This is a genomic window from Rubellimicrobium sp. CFH 75288 (assembly GCF_009904055.1).
GTDB lineage: Bacteria > Pseudomonadota > Alphaproteobacteria > Rhodobacterales > Rhodobacteraceae > Rubellimicrobium.
Window position 1 is genome coordinate 397,826 of record NZ_WYDP01000005.1, and the last position, 18,989, is coordinate 416,814.

An 18,989-nucleotide genomic window follows, 5' to 3' on the forward strand; every position below is an offset into this window, starting at 1 on the left:
CGGTGGCCACGCGGGCGCTGTCGGCGTTCTGGTACATCTGGGACGTGATGGACCGCCTCAATCTCGGCGTGATCGCCGCCGGGGTCGCCTTCTATGCCGCGCTCGCCCTCTTCCCGACGCTCGCGGCCGTGATCATGCTGTGGAGCTGGTTCGCCGATCCCCACGCGATCGAGGTGGTCCTGGGCCTCGTGGCCGAGATCGTTCCCGAAGAGGTGTACGACACGATCGGCAACCAGGCGGTGGGCCTCATCAATGCCGGCGGCTCGCGCGGGATCGGCTGGGCCACCGTCCTGACGCTCGGCTTCGCCTTCTGGTCGGCCTATAATGGCGTCTCCGCCCTCATCCGCGGCCTCAACGCCGCCTACGACATCGGCCACCGCGCCAGCCTCTGGCGCCGGACGCTCGCCGATGTGGGGGTCACGCTCGCAGTGGGGGGCTTTGCCATCGTGGCCATCGCGGCGGTGGTCGTCGCCCCCGTGGTGATCGCCGTCGTCCCGCTCGGCCCCGCCGCCACCGTCGCGGCCGAGGTCGTGCGCTGGATCGTCGCGGTGGCAGGCGTGATGGTGACGCTCGGCATGATCTACCGCTTCGGGCCGAACCGGCGCGGACACCGCCCGCGCTGGATCACGCCCGGTGCGATCGTGGCCACGGTGGTCTGGATCCTCGCCTCCGTTGCCTTCTCGGTCTATCTCGGCAATTTCGGCCGCTACAACGAGATCTACGGCTCGCTCGGGGCGGCGGTGGCCCTTCTGGTCTGGCTCTACCTGTCGGCCTTCGTGGTCCTGCTGGGCGGCTGCCTCAACGCCGCGATCGAGGCGGGCGGGGCCGAGCGCCTCGAGGCGCAGCTGCGCGAGCAGGAGGACCGGGCGGCAGCCCCTCCGCCGCGCCCGGCCCCCTGATCCCGGCCGTCAAGCCGGGCGTGCCTCACTCCGCCGGGGCATCCTCCGCTCCGTCCTCAGCCCCGTCCTCCGCGTCGGCGCGGCCGAAGCTCTCCAGATAGGCCACGATGTCCACCGCCTGCTCCTCGTTGCGCACCCGGTAGGCCATCTGGCTGCGGGCCCCTGCATCGCCCAGCGCCTCGCGCAGATGCGCATTCGGGTCCAGGAGATAGGAGACGAGGTTCTCCTGCTCCCAGACCACGCCGAGCGCGCCATAGGCCTCCAGCGCGCGGGAATAGTTGAAATCCTCCCGGCTGCCCGGCACCCGGCCGACCACCTGGTAGAGGTTGGGGCCCGTGCGCGAGGCCCGCCCGGCCAGAACCTCGCCGGATTCGTCGGCGATGATGTGGCAGGACACGCACTGGCGCGCGAACAGGGTTTCTCCGGCGGCGGCGTCCCCTCCGGCATCCTGGGCGCAAAGCGCGGCAGGCGCGAGCAGGGTCACGGCTATGGCGGCAATCCTCATCGGTGCTGGCTCCTCCTGGGGGACCGCGTCCTGCGGCCCGCTGATCCTCATCGTAGCCGAAGAAGCGGGCCGGTCCAGCATCAGCGACGCCCTGCCGCTGCGCCCGCCCGCCCGGAACCGCCCGCGGGCGGGGACGTTCTTCCCGCATCCCCGGCCGCCTGCGGACGACCCGCGCGGCCCGGACCAGAGGAGCACCCCATGGGCCTTTTCACCAAGGACATCCAGACGCTGGACGACCTGTTCGTCCACACCCTGCAGGACATCTACTATGCCGAGCAGCAGATCACCAAGGCGCTGCCCAAGATGATCTCCAAGGCGACCGATCCGGCCCTCAAGTCCGGCTTCGAGCAGCACCTCAAGGAGACGGAGGGCCAGATCGAGCGCCTCGAGAAGGTCTTCGAGATGCACGGCGCCAAGGCCAAGGCGGTCAACTGCCCGGCGATCGACGGCATCATCAAGGAAGCCAACGAGATCGCCGGCGATGTGGCCGACAAGGAAGTGCTCGACGCCGCCCTTCTCGCCTCCGCCCAGGCCGTGGAGCATTACGAGATCACGCGCTACGGCACGCTGGTGGCCTGGGCCAAGCAGCTCGGCCGCGAGGATTGCGCGAGCGTCCTGCAGCAGAACCTCGACGAGGAATACGCCACCGACAAGAAGCTGACGGCGATGGCCGAATCCAAGGTCAACCGCCACGCCGCGGCCTGACCCGTCCGGTCCGTCCGGCGCGAGGGGCCCTCCGGGGCCCCTTGTCGTTGCGGGCCCGGCCACGCCCCCGCACCGGACGGCCCGGCCAGACACGCACAGGCCCTGTGCGGCCCGGCGCCTTCCGCACCCCCCGCAGCCGTCCCATGTCGGACCCGAAGCCCCCGGAGTGCGTCCCATGTCCGACCCTGCCCGCGACCTGTCGCTCGGCCTTGATACGTTCGGCGACATCACCCGCGGCCCCGACGGCCGCCTGCTGCGCGCCGACGAGGTCCTGCGCCACGTCGTGCAGGAGGCCGTGATCGCCGAACAGGCGGGCCTCGACGTCATCGGCCTGGGCGAGCACCACCGCGAGGATTTCGCCATCTCCGCGCCCGAGGTCGTCCTCGGCGCCATCGCCGGCCAGACGTCGCGCATCCGGCTCGGCACGGCCGTCACCGTGCTCTCCACCGACGATCCGGTGCGCGTGTTCCAGCGCCTGTCCACGCTCGACGCCGTCTCGGGCGGCCGGGCCGAGGTCGTCCTGGGGCGCGGCTCCTTCACCGAGAGCTACCGTCTGTTCGGCTTCGATCTGGCCGATTACGACCGCCTGTTCGAGGAGCGGCTGGACCTGTTCGCGCGGCTCCTGCGCGAGGAGCGCGTGACGTGGTCCGGCACCACGCGCCCGCCGCTGCGGGAGGAGACCGTCCATCCCCGGCCCGGTCCTGCCGGGCTCGTGGCCTGGGTGGGCGTCGGCGGCAGTCCCGAATCGGTCCTGCGGGTCGTGCGCTACGACCTGCGCCTGATGCTGGCGATCATCGGCGGCGACCCGCTGCGCTTCCGGCCCTATGTGGACCTCTACCTGAGGGCCTGCGCCGAAGCCGGCCGCCGTCCGCGCCCGATCGGGGTGCATGTCCCCGGCTTTGTCGCCGCCACCGACGAGGCCGCACGAGAGGCGCTCTGGCCGCATTATGCCGAGATGTTCGGCCGGATCGGGCGCGAACGCGGCTGGCCCCCCGTGACGCGGGACCGCTTCCTGGCCGAGGTCGAGCGCGGCGCGCTCTTTGCGGGCTCGCCCGAGACGGTGGCACGCAAGATCGCCCGGACGGTGCGGGGACTAGGCCTGGCCCGGTTCGACCTGAAATATGCCAACGGCCCCATGCCCCACCCGGAACTGGTCGAGACGATCCGCCTTTATGGCGAACGGGTCGCCCCGATGGTGCGCGACATGATCTCGACCGACAAGGCCGCCTGACGGGGCTCCGGCCCCTCGACCGTCGACAGCGCTTTGGGCTCCGGCGCGTTAACCGGATCTTAACCCGGATCTGGCATCCTGGCTCCGAGGGGCGCGAATCGGGCGTGCCGCGCCCGTCGCGGCAGGGCGGCCGGTGCGGGACGGTCGCCGGGGCGCGATCACTGGGCGGCGCGGCGCATGGCGGTCAGGCTCTGCAGATAGGCGGCGAATTCGTGGCGCAGATCCTCGCGCGCCAGACCGAAGGCGACCGTCGCCTGGAGGAACCCGGCCTTGGAGCCGCAATCGAACCGCTCGCCGCGGAAACGGTAGCCATAGACGGGGCGTCCCTGCTGGACCTCCATGGCGATCGCATCGGTGAGCTGGATCTCCCCGCCCGCCGCGGGACGGATGCGCTGGAGATTCACGAGCACCCGCGGAGTCAGGATGTAGCGGCCGATGACAGCGAGGTTGGAGGGCGCCTGGCCGGCGGGGGGCTTCTCGACCATGCCCCTGACCGTCACGAGAGACCCCATGTCCTCGGCCACGTCCAGGACCCCGTAGGACGAGGCGGCTTCCGGGGGCACCTCCATGGCCGCCACCATGCAGCCGCCGGTCTCCTCGTGCGCCTCGACCATCTGCTGCAGGCAGGGCTTCTCGGCGGCGATGACATCGTCGGGCAGGATCACGGCAAAGGGCTCGCGCCCGATCAGCCGCCGCGCGCAGCCCACGGCATGGCCCAGACCCATCGCCTTGTGCTGGCGGATATAGGCGATGGCGCCGGATTCCATGTTGGTGGCCTTCAGCGCCTCGAGCAGCTCCTCCTTGCCGTCGCGGCGCAGCTTGGCCTCGAGTTCGGGGGCGTGGTCGAAGTAATCCTCGAGCGCCGACTTGCCGCGCGCCGTCACGAAGATGAATTCCTTGATGCCGGCCGCCCGCGCCTCGTCGATGGCGTACTGGATCAGGGGGCGGTCCACCAGCGTGAGGATCTCCTTGGGGACGGCCTTGGTGGCCGGCAGAAAGCGCGTCCCCAGTCCGGCAACGGGGAAGATCGCCTTGGTCACCTTCTGCTTCATCGTTTCCGCTCCCGCCGATGCTGACCGGCCCCAACCTATCACGCAAGGCCGCGACGGCAATGCGACGCCGCCGCGGCGGGTTCAGGGCATGCCGCTCTGCGCCAGCAGCGCCTCGACCCGCGGCACGTCCTCGGGATTGTTGACCTCCCAGAAGGGCTGGCCCCGCGCCTCCACCTCGACGGCCAGGACCACGGCGCCGCGCTCGAGGAACCGCAGCTGCTCGAGCCCCTCGGCCGATTCGAGCGCCCCCGGCTCCCAGCCGCGATAGGCCTGCAGCGCCTCAGGGCGGTAGGCGTAGAGGCCCACATGATGCAGCGCCGCCGACAGCGCGCCCTCGGCCGCGTCCGGCGCGCCGAAGGGGAGCACCTCCTTGGAGAAGTAGAGCGCCCGCCCGCCCCGGCCCCGCACGCAGGTGGTTCCCCCCACGCGCCCCGCACGACGGTCGGCCCTGAACTGCGCAAGCATCCGGCCCTCCATGCGCAGGACCGGCGTGGCCAGCGCCGCCGCGGGATCGGCCGCCAGCGCGGCGAGGAGCGGGGGCACGAACCAGGGCGGCGTCAGCGGCGCGTCGCCCTGGAGGTTGACCACCGCCTCCCACGCCCCGCCCAGCGCGTCCAGCACCTCGGCGCAACGCTCGGTGCCGTTGCGCGGCCGGTCGGAGGTCATCACGACCTCGGCGCCGAAGGCTTCGGCGTGATCGCGGATGCGCCCGTCCTCGGTCGCGACCACCACGCGATCGATCCCCGGAACGGCCCGGGCGGCGTCCCAGCTGCGCCGCAGCAGGCTGCGCGCCTCTCCCCCGGCTCCGCGCAGGGGAACGAGCGGCTTGCCGGGAAAGCGCGACGAGGCGAAGCGCGCCGGCACGATCAGAAGCACGGCCATCGCGCTCAGGCTCTCCCGGCCAGCTGGACGCCGGGTGCAAAGGCCAGGAAATGCGGGTTCTCCCAGCCCGGCTTGCCGTAGCGGAGCGGCGCATGGTCGGAGAGCCGCACGACATGCCCGCCAGCCCCGCGCAGGACGGCCTGCCCTGCGGCCGTGTCCCATTCCATGGTCCGCCCCAGCCGCGGATAGAGGTCTGCCTCTCCCGCCGCCACGAGGCAGAACTTGAGCGACGAGCCGGCCGAGCGGAACTCGGACACCGCATAGCGTGCGATATAGGCGTCGGTGGCGGCGTCGCGGTGGCTCTTGGACGCGACGACGCGCAGCGCGGCATTGTCGGGCTCGGCCACATGCAGCGGCCGGGTGCCCTCTGCCGCCTCCTCCACCGCGCGGCCGTCGGGCTCGGTGCGGAACAGCCGCCCGGAGGCCGGGGCATAGACCACGCCGCGCAAGGGCTCGCCGTTCTCGACATAGGCGATGTTGACGGTGAAATCGCCCGCGCCGCGCAGGAACTCCTTTGTGCCGTCGAGCGGGTCCACGATCAGGAACGCCCCGGGGGCACGGCCCGCCTGGCTCGCCGCGCGCTCCTCGGTGACCACGGGCACGTCCGGAAAGGCTGCGCCGAGGCCCTCGGCGATGATGCGGTCCGCCGCCAGATCGGCCGCCGTCACCGGCGAGCGGTCGTCCTTGAGCGCGGCGCCGAGGCTGCCGCCCGCCTCGGCCTCGGCCCGAACGGCCAGGATCGCCGCGCCCGCCTCTCGCGCCAGGCGCGCCATCGTCTCCGCAAGACGGTCGTGATCCATGGCGCATCTCCGTTGCCGCTGGGCCCGGCGCTCCTTATGGTGGCGGCACGGCGCGGGAGCAAGAAACCCCGCCCCCCGGGGACGAGGCGGCAGAGGAAGACGGCGGATGCCCGACGGCGCAACCGGCGGACCGGCAGCACAGATGCCCGCGCCGCCCATCCCCCGCCGCCCCCTGCCGCGGCCGAGCGCCTGGCGCGGCGCGCTGGTGCTGATGGGGCTCATCTACCACTCCACCGTGCGCAACGTCCGCAAGTCCCACCGCAATGCGGTCGCGGGCCTGCTGATCAACGTGCTGCAGACGGTGATCTTTCTGGCCGCCTTCTTCTTCATGTTCACGCTCCTGGGGGTGCGGGGCAGCGCCATCCGCGGGGACTTCCTGCTCTACCTGATGACAGGGATCTTCCTGTTCATGGTCCACACCAAGGCCGTGGCCGCCGTGGTGAAGGCCGAAGGACCGACCTCTCCGATGATGCAGCACGCCCCCCTGACCACGGCCGTCACGATGGCCTCCTCGGCGCTCGCGGCCCTCTATCTGCAGATCCTGTCGGCGGGGATCATCCTGTTCGCCTACCATGTCGCCTGGACCCCCGTGACGATCGACCAGCCCCTGGGCGCGCTGGCGATGCTGCTTCTGGCCTGGTTTTCGGGGGCGGCCGTGGGGGTCTGCTTCGCCGCCCTCAAGCCCTGGTTCCCCGAGGCGGTGCAGATCGGGGCATCCGTCTATTCGCGCGCCAACATGGTCGCCTCGGGCAAGATGTTCGTGGCCAACACCCTGCCGGGCAGCCTTCTGGTCTTCTTCGACTGGAACCCCCTCTTCCATACCATCGACCAAGCGCGGGGCTATGTGTTCCTCAACTATGCTCCCCGCTTCAGCTCTTGGGAGTACGCGCTATGGCTTTCGCTGATCCTCTTGGTGATCGGACTGCTGGGAGAGAGCTACACGCGGCGGCACGCCTCGCTCAGCTGGGGCATGGGGCGCTGATGGCGGCGCGGGCCGCCGGGAAGGGTCTCGCAGCGCTGGCGGCAACCCTCCTGCTGCTGGTCTGGGGGGCGGGCGCCATGGCCCAGGACCTGCCCGCCCGCTTCACGGTCGCCGGCGTCGCCGCGGGCGACGTGCTCAACGTCCGGGCCGCCCCCTCGGCCTCCGCGCGCATCCTCGGGACGCTCGCCCCGGGCGACACGGGGGTGGAGATCGTGCGCCTGTCGCCCGACGGTCGCTGGGGTCTCATGCCGCTGCGCGAAGGCTCGGGCTGGGTGTCCATGCGCTATCTCGCCCGCGAGGCCCCCTCTCCGACCCCGCTGCCCCGCCCGCTTCTCTGCCGGGGCACCGAGCCCTTCTGGTCGCTGACGCTCGACACGCGCGGCGCCCGGTTCGAGCGCATGGGCGAGGGGGCCATCCCGCTGCGCCAGCACGGGGAGGTGGCGGGCTTCCGCGGCGGCGTGGCCGCCTTCGATGCCGGGGGCGAGACGCTCGACCTGACCGTCATCCGGCAGGCCTGCTCGGACGGGATGAGCGACCGGCCCTATGGCTTCACGGCCTTGGTCTGGAACCGGGGGGAGTTGTTCCTGGAAGGCTGCTGCGCCCTGTCCGCACGCTGAGACGGTCCGGCAGGCCCATTGACAAGCCCGGGTCGGGCTGGAACGCATGGCTGGCGCAGGGGAGCCGCCATGACCACCATGCCGGAGGCCGTCACCACGGGCGCGTGCGACGGCACGCCGTGCCGCCGCCCCTTTCCCACTCCCAGCTGACCAGGACAACCCATGACCATCACGCCCATCCTGCTGTGCGGCGGCTCCGGCACGCGGCTCTGGCCTCTGTCGCGCAAGAGCTTTCCCAAGCAGTTCGCCCCGCTTCTCGGCGAGGAGAGCCTGTTCCAGGCTTCGGCCCGGCGCCTGTCGGGGCCGGGTTTCGGTCATCCGGTCGTGGTCACGGCCGAACCCTTCCGCTTCATCGCCGCCGAGCAGATCGCGGCCGCCGGCCAGCCCGGTGCCGCCCTCCTGATCGAACCCGAGGGGCGCGACACGGCGCCGGCGATCCTCGCTGCCGCGCTCTTTGCCGCCGCCGAGGACCCGGCCGCGCTCCTGCTCGTGGCGCCCTCCGACCACGTCATCCCCGATGCCGAGGCGTTCCGTGCCGCCGTTGCGGCCGGCCGGCCGGCAGCCGAGGAGGGGCGCATCGTCACATTCGGCATCCGGCCCGACCGGGCCGAGACGGGGTATGGCTATCTCGAGCTCGACGAGGCGCCCGACCTGACGGCGCCCCCGGCCCCCCACCCGCTTCGCGCCTTTGTCGAGAAACCCGACGCCGCCCGGGCCGAGGCCATGGTGGCCGGGGGGCGGCATCTCTGGAACGCGGGCATCTTCCTGTTCCGCGCCGATGCCCTCCTGCGCGAGGCGCGCGAGCATGCGCCCGACCTGCTCGACGCGGCCGAGGCCGCCCTGGCGGGGGCGAGCCGGGATCTGGGCTTCATCCGGCTCGACCCGTCGCACTGGAGCCGCGCCCCCGCCATCTCCATCGACTATGCCCTGATGGAGAAGGCCCGCGCGCTCAGCGTGGTGCCGTTCGCGGGACGGTGGTCGGATCTGGGCGACTGGGCGTCCGTCTGGCGCGAGACGGAAGAGGCCGGCCTGTCTCGCGGAGGCCAGGCCACGGCCATCGACTGCGAGGGCACGCTCCTGCGCTCCGAATCGCCCGGGCAACGGATCGTCGGGATCGGCCTGCGCGACATGGTCGCGGTGGCGATGCCCGACGCCGTCCTGGTCGCCCCGCGCGACCGCGCCCAGCAGGTCAAGGAGGCCGTCGCCGCGCTGAAGGCCGAACGCGCCCCCCAAGCCGAGAGCTTTCCCCGCGACCACCGGCCCTGGGGCTGGTTCGAGAGCCTGGCGATGGGCGACCGCTTCCAGGTCAAGCGGATCGTGGTCAAGCCCGGGGGCGCGCTCTCGCTCCAGAGCCACCACCACCGGGCCGAGCACTGGATCGTGGTCCAGGGCACCGCGCGCGTGACCGTGGACGACGAGGTGCGCCTGCTGACGGAGAACCAGTCCGTCTACATCCCCCTTGGCGCGATCCACCGCCTCGAGAATCCCGGCAAGCTGCCCATGGTCCTGATCGAGGTCCAGACCGGCGCCTATCTCGGCGAGGACGACATCGTGCGCTACGAGGACGTGTACGCGCGCAGCTGACCGTTCCGGGTCCCGGGCGGCGCAGTGACGCGGCGGCTGTCATAAAACTATTACACTCCTGTTACAAAAGCATCGCCTGCGGCGAGTAGCTGGGGCGCGAGGCGGGTGCCTTCCGGCGCCCTCCCGCCAGGAGACAAATCAGGAGCAACCTCATGTCTCACGCGACCCTCACGGTCTCGACGGTGGCGCTCATCGCGCTGGCCGCGACCGGCGCCTTCGCCCAGAGCCGTCAGGAAATCCGCATCGTCGGCTCCTCGACGGTGTTTCCCTACAGCCAGGCGGTGGCCGAGCAGTTCGCCAACCAGACCGGCGCGCCCTCGCCCATCGTCGAATCGACGGGCACCGGCGGCGGCTTCCAAGCCTTCTGCGCCGGCATCGGCGAGCAGCACCCCGATATCGCCGGCGCCTCGCGCGAGATGCGCCCCTCCGAATGGGAACTCTGCCAGCAGAACGGCGTGACCGACATCTCCGAGGCGCTGATCGGCTATGACGGGCTCTCGATCGTGATCTCGCGCCAGAACGACTTCGACTGGGATCTCTCCCTGGAAGAAATCTATCTCGCGCTCGCCGCGCAGGTTCCGGTGGACGGCGAGTGGGTGGACAACCCCTATCAGCGCTGGAGCGAGATCGACCCCGAACTGCCCGACATCCCGATCCTGGTCTATGGCCCGCCGCCGACCTCCGGCACGCGCGACGCGTTCGTGGAACTCGCGATGCATGAGGGCTGCAAGGAACTCGACTACGTCCAGCAGGGCGGGTTCGATTCGGCCTGGATCAACGAGAACTGCTCGCGGATGCGGACCGACGGTCCCTTTGTCGAGGCCGGCGAGAACGACAACCTGATCGTCCAGCGCCTGCAGGCCGATCCGAACGCCATGGGCATCTTCGGCTACTCGTTCCTTTACGAGAACCTCGACACGCTCAAGGACGTCAACATCAACGGCGTCGAGGCCAATCTCGACACGATCGCCTCGTTCGAGTATCCGATCGCGCGTCCCCTCTACATCTACATCAAGAACGCGCATCGCGGCGTGATCCCGAACCTCCAGGAGTTCGTGGAGGAATACATGTCCGAGGACGCGCTGGCCCGCGACGGCTACCTGGCCGAGCGGGGCCTCGTGTCGCTGCCCGACGACGTGCGTGCCCAGACCCAGGAAGCCGTGATCGCCGGCGCCTCCATGTCGGCGCCCGAGTGATCTGACACCTGCGCCCCGCCCGATCCGCTCGGGCGGGGCCCCCTCCAGCCGGGGTCCCCATGACCACGATCGCGTTCGCGACGCTGCTCGCCCTCTCGCTGCTCGCCTATGTCTGGAACCGCCAGGCGGCCGGAGCCATCCGGGCCGGCGGCACGCGGCTTCACTCGCTGACCGGATTTCACGGCCTGTACGGCCTTCTCGTGGTGCTGGTCCCGGTGCTGGTTCTCCTGCTGCTCTGGCTGGCCTTTCAGCGGCCCGTCATCGAGCGGTTCCTGATCGCCTCGCTCCCGCCCGGAACCTACGATGTCCTCGATACCGGCGGGCGACAGCTTCTCCTGTCGGAGATCCGGTCCATCGCCGGCGGCGTCGTCTTCGGAGAGCCCGACGCGTGGAAGATCGAGGCCGCCCAGCGGCTGGTGGCGCTGCGCGAAACCTCCGCCCTCCTGATGGTCGCCGCCGCGGCCGGGCTGGGCCTCGTCCTGATGCTGTGGGCGCGCCGGTGCGTCTCGGCCAGCTTCCGGGCCCGTCAGGGGGTCGAGCGGATCGTCATGGGGATCATGGTGTTCTGCTCGATCGTCGCCATCGCCACGACGATCGGGATCGTCGCCTCGCTGGTCTACGAATCCGCCCTGTTCTTCCGCATGGTGCCCATCACCGAATTCCTGTTCGGGACCCGCTGGGAGCCGCAGATGCCCATCCGCGCCGACCAGATCGCGGCCGAAGGGGCCTTCGGTGTGGTGCCGGTATTCCTCGGCACCCTGGTGATCATGGTCGTGGCCCTCACGGTGGCCGTGCCGATCGGTCTGCTGACCGCCATCTACCTCAACGAGTTCGCCAGTCCCGCCTTTCGCGCCTGGGCCAAGCCGGTGCTCGAGATCTTGGCGGGCGTCCCGACGGTCGTGTACGGCTTCTTCGCCATCCTGGTCGTCGCGCCCTTCCTGCGCCAGACGGGCACGCAGCTCGGCCTCGCCGTGTCGCCGAACACTGCGCTGGCCGCGGGCAGCGTGATGGGGATCATGCTCATCCCCTTCATCTCCTCCTTCACCGACGACGCGCTTTCGGCGGTGCCGCGCTCGCTGCGCGACGGGGCTCTCGCGCTCGGCGCCACGCGGGGCGAGACGATGATGAACGTCCTCTTCCCGGCCGCCATTCCCGGCATCGCCGGCGGCATCCTTCTCGCCGTGAGCCGCGCCATCGGCGAGACGATGATCGTGGTCATGGCCGCCGGCCTGATGGCGTCCATGACCATCAACCCGCTCGACGCGGTGACCACCGTGACCGTGCAGATCGTCACGCTGCTGATCGGCGATACCGCCTTCGACAGCCCCAAGACTCTGGCGGCCTTCGCGCTCGGACTCCTGCTGTTCCTGGTCACGCTGGGCATCAACGTGCTGGCGCTGCGGATCGTCCGCAAGTACCGCGAAATCTACGACTAGAGGCGACGCATGGCCGACACCCCCCTTTATGGCGCGGACAGCCCGGCGGGCTCCGTCATCGACCGCATCCGACCCGGTCTGGCCGCGCGCCGCCGCAAGGAGCTGCGGCTCAAGATCTACGGCCTTGTGGCCATGGGCATCGCCTTCGGGATGCTCGCGCTGCTGATCGGCTCGCTCGTCTTCACGGGCTGGCGCGCCTTCACGCAGACCCATGTGACGCTGGACGTGTTCCTCGACCCTGCCGAGATCCGGGCCGAGACCCTCCCGCGCGGCGGCTTCGACTCGGTCCTCGAGGCCAGCCTGCTGCAATATTTCCCCGAGGCGACCGAACGCGCCGAGCGGCGGGAGGTGATGGGGATCCTGTCCAACGGGGCCCAGTTCATCCTGCGCGACCGCGTCGTCGCGGACCCCTCACTGATCGGGCAGACGATCCGCGTGACGGTGCCCACCTCCGACAGCTACGACCAGCTCCGCAAGGGCCTGATCGACCGCGAGACGCCCGAGCGGCTGCGCCGGCTCAACGATGCCCAGGTGGAGCGCTTCGACCGGCTGGAGGCCGCCGGGGTCGTGAGCCAGCCGCTCAACTGGGCGCTGCTGCGCAACGCCGACAGCCGTTTCCCCGAACTCGCGGGCCTGCGCGGCGCGCTGGTCGGGTCGTTCTGGCTGCTGCTGATCTGCTTCCTGATCTCGTTCCCCCTCGGCATCGCCGCGGCGATCTATCTCGAGGAATTCGCCCCGAAGAACCGGGTTTCCGACCTCATCGAGGTGAACATCAACAACCTGGCCGCCGTTCCGTCGGTCGTCTTCGGCCTCTTGGGCCTAGCGGTGTTCATCAACTGGTTCGGCATGCCGCGCTCGGCGCCCATCGTCGGGGGGATGGTGCTGGCGCTGATGACGCTGCCCACCATCATCATCGCCACGCGGGCGGCGCTCAAGGCCGTGCCGCCCTCCATCCGCGAGGCCGCGCTCGGCGTCGGCGCCTCGCGCCAGCAGGTGGTGTTCGGCCATGTGCTCCCGCTCGCCATGCCGGGCATCCTGACGGGGACCATCATCGGCCTGGCCCAGGCCTTGGGCGAGACGGCCCCCCTTCTGCTGATCGGGATGAACGCCTTCATCACCTCGGCCCCGGACGGTCCCTTCCAGGCCGCCACGGCCCTGCCCACCCAGATCTTCATCTGGGCCGACAGCCCCGAACGGGGCTTCGTCAGCCGCACCTCGGCCGCGATCCTGGTGCTGCTCAGCTTCCTGATCGCGATGAACGCCCTTGCCATCTTCCTGCGTCAGCGCTTCCAGCGCACGTGGTGACCGCCGGAGCCTGCCCATGAACGACATGCGACTGACCCAGAGGACCGACGTGAGCCAGACCAAGATCGCCGCCCAGCACGTCGATGTCCATTACGGCACGACCCACGCCATCAAGGACGTGTCGGTGGAGATCGGCGACCGCCTCGTGACCGCCTTCATCGGCCCCTCCGGCTGCGGCAAGTCCACCTTCCTGCGCTGCCTCAACCGGATGAACGACACGGTGGCCTCCGCACGCGTGACGGGGCGCATCACGCTCGACGGCGAGGACATCTATGCGCCGTCGGTGGACCCCGTGCAGCTGCGCGCACGCGTGGGCATGGTCTTCCAGAAGCCCAATCCCTTCCCCAAGTCGATCTACGAGAACGTGGCCTACGGGCCCAAGATCCACGGCCTTGCGCGCAACCGGGCGGAACTCGACGGGATCGTGGAGCGCAGCCTGCGGCGCGCGGCCCTGTGGGAGGAGGTCAAGGACCGCCTCCAGGCGCCCGGCACCGGCCTGTCGGGCGGCCAGCAGCAACGCCTGTGCATCGCGCGCGCCATCGCGACCGAGCCCGAGGTGCTGCTGATGGACGAGCCCTGCTCGGCCCTCGACCCGATCGCCACCGCCCAGGTGGAGGAGCTGATCGACGAGCTGCGCCAGACCTATGCGGTCATCATCGTGACCCATTCCATGCAGCAGGCCGCGCGGGTGAGCCAGCGGACCGCCTTCTTCCATCTCGGCCATCTCGTCGAGTACGGCGAGACCGGGCAGATCTTCACCAATCCGCGCGATCCGCGCACCGAATCCTACATCTCCGGCCGCATCGGCTGAGGCGCCGCCGATGACCCCGTCCCTTCCCGTCGCGGAGATCCGCATGCAAGACCAGCACATCCTCAGCGCCTATGACCGCGACCTCGAGGCGCTCCAGGCGCTTGTCCTCAAGATGGGCGGCCTCGTGGAGGACGCGATCCTGAAGGGCGGGGACGCCCTTTCCGCGCTGGACACCGAGATGGCCGAGCGGGTGCGCCGGGGCGATGCCGTCATCGACGGACTGGAGGAGACGATCAACGAGGAGGTCGCCCGCGTCATCGCGCTGCGCGCCCCGGTGAGCCGCGACCTGCGGGTGCTGCTGTCCGTGCTGCGCTTGGCCGCCTCGCTCGAGCGCGTGGGCGATTACGCCAAGAACATCGCCAAGCGTGTGACCGTCCTGTCCCAGAGCCGCAGCATCAACGGCGCGGACGCCTCGCTGCGGCGCATGGGCCGCGAGGTGCAGGGCATGCTGCGCGACACGCTCGACGCCTTCGTGCGGCGCGACGCCGCGCTGGCCGCCGACGTGCTGGCCCGCGACGAGACCGTGGACCAGATGTACAACGCCCTGTTCCGCGAGATCCTGACCTTCATGATGGAGGACCCGCGCACCATCACCCCGGCCATGCACCTCCATTTCGTCGCCAAGAACCTCGAGCGCATGGGCGACCTGGTCACCAACATGGCCGAGCAGGTGATCTATCTCGTCACCGGGTCCAGACCCGCCGACGAACGGCCCAAGGGGGACCGCACCGCCTTCATGGGGGCCGAGGACCCCGAGGACCCGAGTTCGTGACGCCCCTGTTGCGGAGCTGACCCGTGGCTGCTGCCCATCCTGCCCTTGCCCCCCATGTGCTGCTCGTCGAGGACGAGCCTGCCCAGCGCGAATTGCTGGCCTACAACCTCGAGGCCGAGGGGTTCCGCGTCACCCAGGCGGCCGATGGCGACGAAGGACTCGTGGCGCTGCGCGAGGACCCGCCCGACGTGGTCGTGCTCGACTGGATGCTGCCCGGCGTGTCGGGCATCGAGCTGTGCCGCCGGCTGCGCGCGCGGCCCGAAACCCGCGCGATCCCGGTCATCATGCTCTCGGCCCGGTCGGAGGAAAGCGATCGCATCCGGGGTCTCGAGACGGGGGCGGACGACTATGTCATCAAGCCCTATGCCGTGGCCGAGCTGCTCGCCCGGGTCCGCGCCCAGCTGCGCCGCGCGCGCCCCGCGACGGTGGGCCAGATCCTCGAGTGGGAGGACATCACGCTCGATGCCGAGACCCACCGCGTCACGCGCGCGGGCTGCCGGCTCAAGCTCGGGCCGACCGAGTTCCGCCTGCTGGCCGTGCTGATGGAGAAGCCCGGCCGGGTCTGGTCGCGCGAGCAGCTCCTCGACCGCGTCTGGGGCCGGGAAGCCTATGTGGATACGCGCACGGTGGACGTGCATGTGGGCCGGCTGCGCAAGGCGCTGATGGCCGAGGGCGGCAGCGATCCGCTGCGCACGGTGCGCGGGGCGGGCTACTCGCTCGGCTGACGCACGCAGCCCCGTCTCCGTGCCCCGCCGGACCGCCCCGCCCCGGCCGATTCGCCCGCCTGTCCCGACACTGCCACGAATGTCTTAAGATCCGGTTAACGCCGCCCTCGGGCCTCGCGGCGCGCGGCCCGGCCGGAGGGCGCGAACGCCGCCTCAGCCCTCCTTGAGCAGGCGGCGCTTCTGGCGGTCCCAGTCGCGTGCGGCCTCGGTCGCGCGCTTGTCGTGCAGCTTCTTGCCTTTGGCGATCCCGAGCCTGAGCTTCACGCGCCCCTTGTCGTTGAAATACATCGCGAGCGGCACGATGGTCATGCCCTCGCGCCGGGTGGCCGACCACAGCCGCGCCAGTTCGCGGCGGTTGACGAGGAGCTTGCGGCGGCGCCGCTCCTCGTGGCCCCAGGTGCGCGCGGGCTCGTAGGGAGCGATGGAGGCGTTGACGAGCCAGAGTTCCCCGTCCTCGACGGCGGCATAGGAGTCGGCGATGTTGCTCTTGCCGGTCCGCAGCGACTTGACCTCGCTGCCCATCAGCACGATGCCGGCCTCGAGGTCGTCCTCGATGCTGTAATCGTAGCGCGCGCGCCGGTTCTCGGCGATGGTCCTGCGGGCGGGGTCGGAGGGCTTGGCCATGGTCCGCCCGAGATAGGCGCCCCCGCGCCCGCGGTCAAACGGCCTCAGCCGCCCTCGGTCCAGGCGCGCAGCACCGCGCGCTCCTCCTCGGTGAGGCCGGTGAGGTTGCCCGGCGGCATGGCCCGGCTCAGCGCGGCCTGCAGGCGGATCGCCTGCGCCTGTCCGGCGATCTGGGCGTCGGTCTCGAGCATCACCCCCTTGGGCGGCCAGAGCAGGCGGCCCCAATAGGGCTCGGCCGCGTGGCACATGGCGCAGCGGCCCAGCACGATGTCGCGCGCGGCCTCCCAGTGGGGCGAGTCCATGCGCCGCAGCGCCTCGGCCGTGGGCGCCCGGGCATCCGCGCGCTCGGGCGTGAAGGCCTGCGGGGCGGAAAGCCAGGCGATGGCGAGAAAGATCAGGACCGTCGCGGCCCAGGTCCAGTGCGGGTGCCCCTTGCGCGCATGGACCGTGTTGAACCAGTGCCGGATCGTCACCCCCATCAGGAACACGAGCGAGGCGATGGCCCAGGCATTCTCGCCCCCGAAGGCGAGGGGGTAGTGGTTGGACAGCATCAGGAAGATGACGGGCAGCGTGAGGTAGTTGTTGTGCGTCGAGCGCTGCTTGGCGATGCGGCCGTACTTCGCGTCGGGCCGGCGCCCGGCGAGCAGGTCGGCGACCACGATCTTCTGGTTGGGGATGATGGTGAAGAAGACGTTGCCCGTCATGATCGTGGCCGTGAAGGCCCCCAGATGCAGCAGCGCCGCCCGGCCCGAGAAGACGGCGGTATAGAACAGCGCCATCAGAACGATCAGCGCGAACAGCCCCAGCATGAGCCGCAGCGGCTCGTCCCCGAAGCGCGAGCGGCACATCGCGTCATAGGCCACCCAGCCGAAGGCGAGCGAGGCGGCCGAGATCAGGGCCCCCTGCCAGACGGGGATGTCGAGCACGGTGGGGTCGATCAGGAACAGCTCGCCCCCGATCCAGTAGACCAGCACGAGGAGCGCGAAGCCCGACAGCCAGGTGGCATAGCTCTCCCACTTGAACCAGGTGAGATCGGCGGGCATGCGCTCGGGCGCGACGAGGTATTTCTGGATGTGGTAGAAGCCGCCCCCGTGGACCTGCCATTCCTCGCCATCCGCGCCCGAGGCGAGGCGGCGGTCGCGGTGCAGCCCCAGATCGAGCGCGATGAAATAGAAGCTCGAGCCGATCCAGGCGATGGCGGTGACGACATGGAGCCAGCGGACCGCGAATTCCGCCCAGTGCCACAGCACCGCCCAGTCGTACATGGTCCCGCCCCTCCGTTCCGGTTCCCGGAGCCAAAGCCGCCGGCAGGCCGGGCGTCAAGGGCGCCCGCTCAGGGCGGAAGGGGCAGGTCGTTGAGCCGCAGGGTGCCGTCCGCCGCCGTCTCGAGGCGCCCCTCGCGGATGTCGGGGCCGACCGCCCGGAAGCCCGCGCCGAGGGCCAGCCGCACCGCCAGCGCGTCCTGCGGCGCAAGCCAGCCCCCTGCCACCAGGCTGTCGAGCAGCCGGTCGAGCCCGGTCAGCCGGAGGATGGCCGCGCCTTCGGCCCGCGGCAGGCTGCCGTCCTCGGGGAATGCGCCGTCCGGGAACAGGAACGCGCCCGATCCGGTCGCCGCCAGCCCCAGCCCCGCCAGGTCGAGCCGCCGCAGTTCGACCGACTCGATCCGGGGGGGCGGCGGCGGCTCTGTTTCCCCCTCTGCCGCCGCGGCGACGGCGGCCCAGTCGGCCGTCATGCGGCCGGCCAGGTCGAGCACAAGGCGGAACGGGCCGCGGGGGAGGTGGCCCTCGGGATCGAGGGCGGCCCAGGCCGCCTCGTCGGCGGTGATGTCGCCGATCGCGAGGCGGGTACGCCATTCGCCGGGCGCGACAGGGAGCCGCAGGAGGACGTCGCCCCCCTCGAAGGCGAGGGCGAGGTTCTCGAGCCCCAGATCCGGCAGTCCGAACGTGGCCGTGCCGCTGCTGTAGGTCGTCCCGATCGCGAGCGCCTCGCGGTCGAGGCGGAGCGATCCCGTGGCCGGCCCGCTCTCGGCGACGTAGTCGAAGGGAAAGGGAAACCCGGTCGCCGTCACCGCCTGCCGCGACGCACCGCCCTCCACCGCCAGATCGAGGACGAGCCCCCCCTCCAGCGCGGCGACCAGAGCCGCAGCCGAGGCGAGGATGTCGGCGAGGCGCGCGCCCTCGGGCAGGACCAGCGTTCCCTCGGCCGACAGGTCGCCGTCATGGACGGTGGCCTGGCTGCCGGTCCCGTCGCCGAACGGGTCGGGCGTCTCGCTGAGCGAGGCATAGCCCTGCGCCTCCAGCCGCAGAGACCAGGGCGAGGCGACCGTCCCCAGACCGGCCAAGGCGATTGTCGGGGCGCGGACCTCCAGCGCGAAGAGGCTTGCGCCCCCCTCCTCCAGAAGCCGCAGACGGTCGGCCCGTCCCTCGTAGCGCAGGCCCGCCCCGTCCTCGCGGGCGCGGAGGGAGAGGTCGGGCAGTTCGAGCCGGGACAGCCCGTCCGGGCGGCGCTGCTCGACGAGGCCGTTGGGCGCCAGGCCCGGATCGATCTCCACACTCCCGTCGCCGAGCGGGCGCAGGATCACGTCCCCGCTCCCCCCGGGCAGGAGCGGGACCACGCCCTCGCCCGGCCAGAGAACCCCGAGCCCCCGCAGGACCAGCGTCCCGTCGGGCTCCTCCTCCACCGCGGCGGGGCGAAGCGCCAGGCCCCAGTCCTCCGCCTGCGCCTGCCAGCGCGACCAGAGTTCCTCGGGGGTCAGCGCCTGGGCAGGCAGGGCCGGCAGAAGGGCGGCGAGAATCAGCGGACGCATCGGAAAGCCTCCCTCCGGGGTGCGGCCATCCTCGCCCGTGCAGTCCCCCCCGGCAAC

At 71.0% G+C, this 18,989-nt stretch carries 19 protein-coding genes; 12 read left to right on the forward strand and 7 right to left on the reverse strand.

Annotated features, from left to right (window positions below):
* The first annotated feature begins 2 nt into the window (after nt 1–2).
* Nucleotides 3–899 carry a YihY/virulence factor BrkB family protein gene (locus tag GT358_RS07615; RefSeq protein ID WP_166581987.1) on the forward strand — a complete coding sequence of 299 codons (897 nt, stop codon included), beginning with the start codon at nt 3–5 and terminating at the stop codon, nt 897–899.
* 25 nt (nt 900–924) lie between these two features.
* Here the strand turns inward: GT358_RS07615 and GT358_RS07620 are convergent, their stop codons facing one another.
* On the reverse strand, nt 925–1,404 hold the full coding sequence (locus GT358_RS07620; protein WP_166581988.1) for a cytochrome c family protein: 480 nt from the start codon (nt 1,402–1,404) through the stop codon (nt 925–927).
* A gap of 198 nt (nt 1,405–1,602) precedes the next feature.
* On the opposite strand from GT358_RS07620, the gene GT358_RS07625 reads away from it, so the two are divergent.
* The gene (locus GT358_RS07625; RefSeq protein WP_166581989.1) at nt 1,603–2,109 is read left to right on the forward strand and encodes a ferritin-like domain-containing protein; all 507 of its coding nucleotides are present in this window, start codon (nt 1,603–1,605) and stop codon (nt 2,107–2,109) included.
* Nucleotides 2,110–2,284: 175 nt separating this feature from the next.
* Nucleotides 2,285–3,340: an LLM class flavin-dependent oxidoreductase gene (locus tag GT358_RS07630; RefSeq protein WP_166581990.1), complete on the forward strand. Its 1,056-nt coding sequence runs from the start codon at nt 2,285–2,287 to the stop codon at nt 3,338–3,340.
* Nucleotides 3,341–3,498: 158 nt separating this feature from the next.
* On the opposite strand, the gene GT358_RS07635 is transcribed toward GT358_RS07630, so the two are convergent.
* The 3 genes from GT358_RS07635 to cysQ all read right to left on the reverse strand — a co-directional run bounded on the left by GT358_RS07635 (nt 3,499) and on the right by cysQ (nt 6,074).
* Nucleotides 3,499–4,392, reverse strand: a complete 894-nt coding sequence (locus GT358_RS07635) for a UTP--glucose-1-phosphate uridylyltransferase (RefSeq protein WP_166581991.1) — start codon at nt 4,390–4,392, stop codon at nt 3,499–3,501.
* Between the two features lie 81 nt (nt 4,393–4,473).
* Nucleotides 4,474–5,274 (reverse strand): manno-octulosonate cytidylyltransferase, encoded by an 801-nt coding sequence (locus GT358_RS07640; protein WP_166581992.1) that lies wholly within the window; start codon nt 5,272–5,274, stop codon nt 4,474–4,476.
* Between the two features lie 5 nt (nt 5,275–5,279).
* The gene (gene cysQ, locus GT358_RS07645) at nt 5,280–6,074 is read right to left on the reverse strand and encodes a 3'(2'),5'-bisphosphate nucleotidase CysQ (RefSeq protein WP_166581993.1); all 795 of its coding nucleotides are present in this window, start codon (nt 6,072–6,074) and stop codon (nt 5,280–5,282) included.
* Nucleotides 6,075–6,216: 142 nt separating this feature from the next.
* Between cysQ and GT358_RS07650 the strand changes: the two genes are divergently transcribed.
* From GT358_RS07650 to phoB, 9 genes are all read left to right on the forward strand, one after another.
* Nucleotides 6,217–7,056, forward strand: coding sequence for an ABC transporter permease (locus GT358_RS07650; protein WP_166582047.1), 840 nt, complete (start codon nt 6,217–6,219; stop codon nt 7,054–7,056).
* Nucleotides 7,056–7,673, forward strand: coding sequence for a COG3650 family protein (locus GT358_RS07655; protein WP_166581994.1), 618 nt, complete (start codon nt 7,056–7,058; stop codon nt 7,671–7,673). The genes GT358_RS07650 and GT358_RS07655 overlap by 1 nt, the downstream gene beginning before the upstream one ends.
* Nucleotides 7,674–7,835: 162 nt before the next feature.
* A complete protein-coding gene (locus GT358_RS07660) occupies nt 7,836–9,257 on the forward strand; it encodes a mannose-1-phosphate guanylyltransferase/mannose-6-phosphate isomerase (RefSeq protein WP_166581995.1) in 1,422 nt (473 codons plus the stop codon).
* Between the two features lie 152 nt (nt 9,258–9,409).
* On the forward strand, nt 9,410–10,453 hold the full coding sequence (locus tag GT358_RS07665; RefSeq protein WP_166581996.1) for a PstS family phosphate ABC transporter substrate-binding protein: 1,044 nt from the start codon (nt 9,410–9,412) through the stop codon (nt 10,451–10,453).
* Between the two features lie 59 nt (nt 10,454–10,512).
* Nucleotides 10,513–11,889, forward strand: coding sequence for a phosphate ABC transporter permease subunit PstC (gene pstC / locus GT358_RS07670; protein ID WP_166581997.1), 1,377 nt, complete (start codon nt 10,513–10,515; stop codon nt 11,887–11,889).
* A 9-nt stretch (nt 11,890–11,898) separates the two neighbouring features.
* Entirely contained in the window at nt 11,899–13,194 is a 1,296-nt protein-coding gene (gene pstA, locus GT358_RS07675; protein ID WP_166581998.1) for a phosphate ABC transporter permease PstA, read from the forward strand.
* Nucleotides 13,195–13,210: 16 nt separating this feature from the next.
* A complete protein-coding gene (gene pstB / locus GT358_RS07680; protein ID WP_166581999.1) occupies nt 13,211–14,005 on the forward strand; it encodes a phosphate ABC transporter ATP-binding protein PstB in 795 nt (264 codons plus the stop codon).
* Nucleotides 14,006–14,048: 43 nt separating this feature from the next.
* Complete coding sequence (gene phoU / locus GT358_RS07685) at nt 14,049–14,777, forward strand: phosphate signaling complex protein PhoU (protein ID WP_166582000.1); 729 nt, start codon at nt 14,049–14,051, stop codon at nt 14,775–14,777.
* A 23-nt stretch (nt 14,778–14,800) separates the two neighbouring features.
* Nucleotides 14,801–15,502 (forward strand): phosphate regulon transcriptional regulator PhoB, encoded by a 702-nt coding sequence (gene phoB, locus GT358_RS07690; protein WP_166582001.1) that lies wholly within the window; start codon nt 14,801–14,803, stop codon nt 15,500–15,502.
* A gap of 153 nt (nt 15,503–15,655) precedes the next feature.
* Here phoB and smpB read toward each other — a convergent pair whose 3' ends face one another.
* The 3 genes from smpB to GT358_RS07705 form a co-directional block, all read right to left on the reverse strand.
* Nucleotides 15,656–16,126 carry an SsrA-binding protein SmpB gene (smpB, locus tag GT358_RS07695; protein WP_166582002.1) on the reverse strand — a complete coding sequence of 157 codons (471 nt, stop codon included), beginning with the start codon at nt 16,124–16,126 and terminating at the stop codon, nt 15,656–15,658.
* Nucleotides 16,127–16,170: 44 nt separating this feature from the next.
* The gene (locus GT358_RS07700; protein ID WP_166582003.1) at nt 16,171–17,391 is read right to left on the reverse strand and encodes a urate hydroxylase PuuD; all 1,221 of its coding nucleotides are present in this window, start codon (nt 17,389–17,391) and stop codon (nt 16,171–16,173) included.
* 68 nt (nt 17,392–17,459) lie between these two features.
* Nucleotides 17,460–18,932, reverse strand: a complete 1,473-nt coding sequence (locus tag GT358_RS07705; protein ID WP_166582004.1) for a DUF2125 domain-containing protein — start codon at nt 18,930–18,932, stop codon at nt 17,460–17,462.
* Nucleotides 18,933–18,989: the final 57 nt, after the last annotated feature.

Coding starts and splice junctions, on each gene's coding strand:
- GT358_RS07635 (WP_166581991.1), bottom strand. CDS start 4,392: ATGAAGCAGAAGGTGACCAAGGCGATCTTCCCCGTTGCCGGACTGGGG.
- cysQ (WP_166581993.1), bottom strand. CDS start 6,074: ATGGATCACGACCGTCTTGCGGAGACGATGGCGCGCCTGGCGCGAGAG.
- GT358_RS07630 (WP_166581990.1), top strand. CDS start 2,285: ATGTCCGACCCTGCCCGCGACCTGTCGCTCGGCCTTGATACGTTCGGC.
- GT358_RS07655 (WP_166581994.1), top strand. CDS start 7,056: ATGGCGGCGCGGGCCGCCGGGAAGGGTCTCGCAGCGCTGGCGGCAACC.
- pstA (WP_166581998.1), top strand. CDS start 11,899: ATGGCCGACACCCCCCTTTATGGCGCGGACAGCCCGGCGGGCTCCGTC.
- GT358_RS07625 (WP_166581989.1), top strand. CDS start 1,603: ATGGGCCTTTTCACCAAGGACATCCAGACGCTGGACGACCTGTTCGTC.
- GT358_RS07705 (WP_166582004.1), bottom strand. CDS start 18,932: ATGCGTCCGCTGATTCTCGCCGCCCTTCTGCCGGCCCTGCCTGCCCAG.
- GT358_RS07665 (WP_166581996.1), top strand. CDS start 9,410: ATGTCTCACGCGACCCTCACGGTCTCGACGGTGGCGCTCATCGCGCTG.
- pstB (WP_166581999.1), top strand. CDS start 13,211: ATGAACGACATGCGACTGACCCAGAGGACCGACGTGAGCCAGACCAAG.
- GT358_RS07620 (WP_166581988.1), bottom strand. CDS start 1,404: ATGAGGATTGCCGCCATAGCCGTGACCCTGCTCGCGCCTGCCGCGCTT.
- GT358_RS07700 (WP_166582003.1), bottom strand. CDS start 17,391: ATGTACGACTGGGCGGTGCTGTGGCACTGGGCGGAATTCGCGGTCCGC.
- pstC (WP_166581997.1), top strand. CDS start 10,513: ATGACCACGATCGCGTTCGCGACGCTGCTCGCCCTCTCGCTGCTCGCC.
- phoU (WP_166582000.1), top strand. CDS start 14,049: ATGCAAGACCAGCACATCCTCAGCGCCTATGACCGCGACCTCGAGGCG.
- GT358_RS07650 (WP_166582047.1), top strand. CDS start 6,217: ATGCCCGCGCCGCCCATCCCCCGCCGCCCCCTGCCGCGGCCGAGCGCC.
- smpB (WP_166582002.1), bottom strand. CDS start 16,126: ATGGCCAAGCCCTCCGACCCCGCCCGCAGGACCATCGCCGAGAACCGG.
- GT358_RS07660 (WP_166581995.1), top strand. CDS start 7,836: ATGACCATCACGCCCATCCTGCTGTGCGGCGGCTCCGGCACGCGGCTC.
- GT358_RS07640 (WP_166581992.1), bottom strand. CDS start 5,274: ATGGCCGTGCTTCTGATCGTGCCGGCGCGCTTCGCCTCGTCGCGCTTT.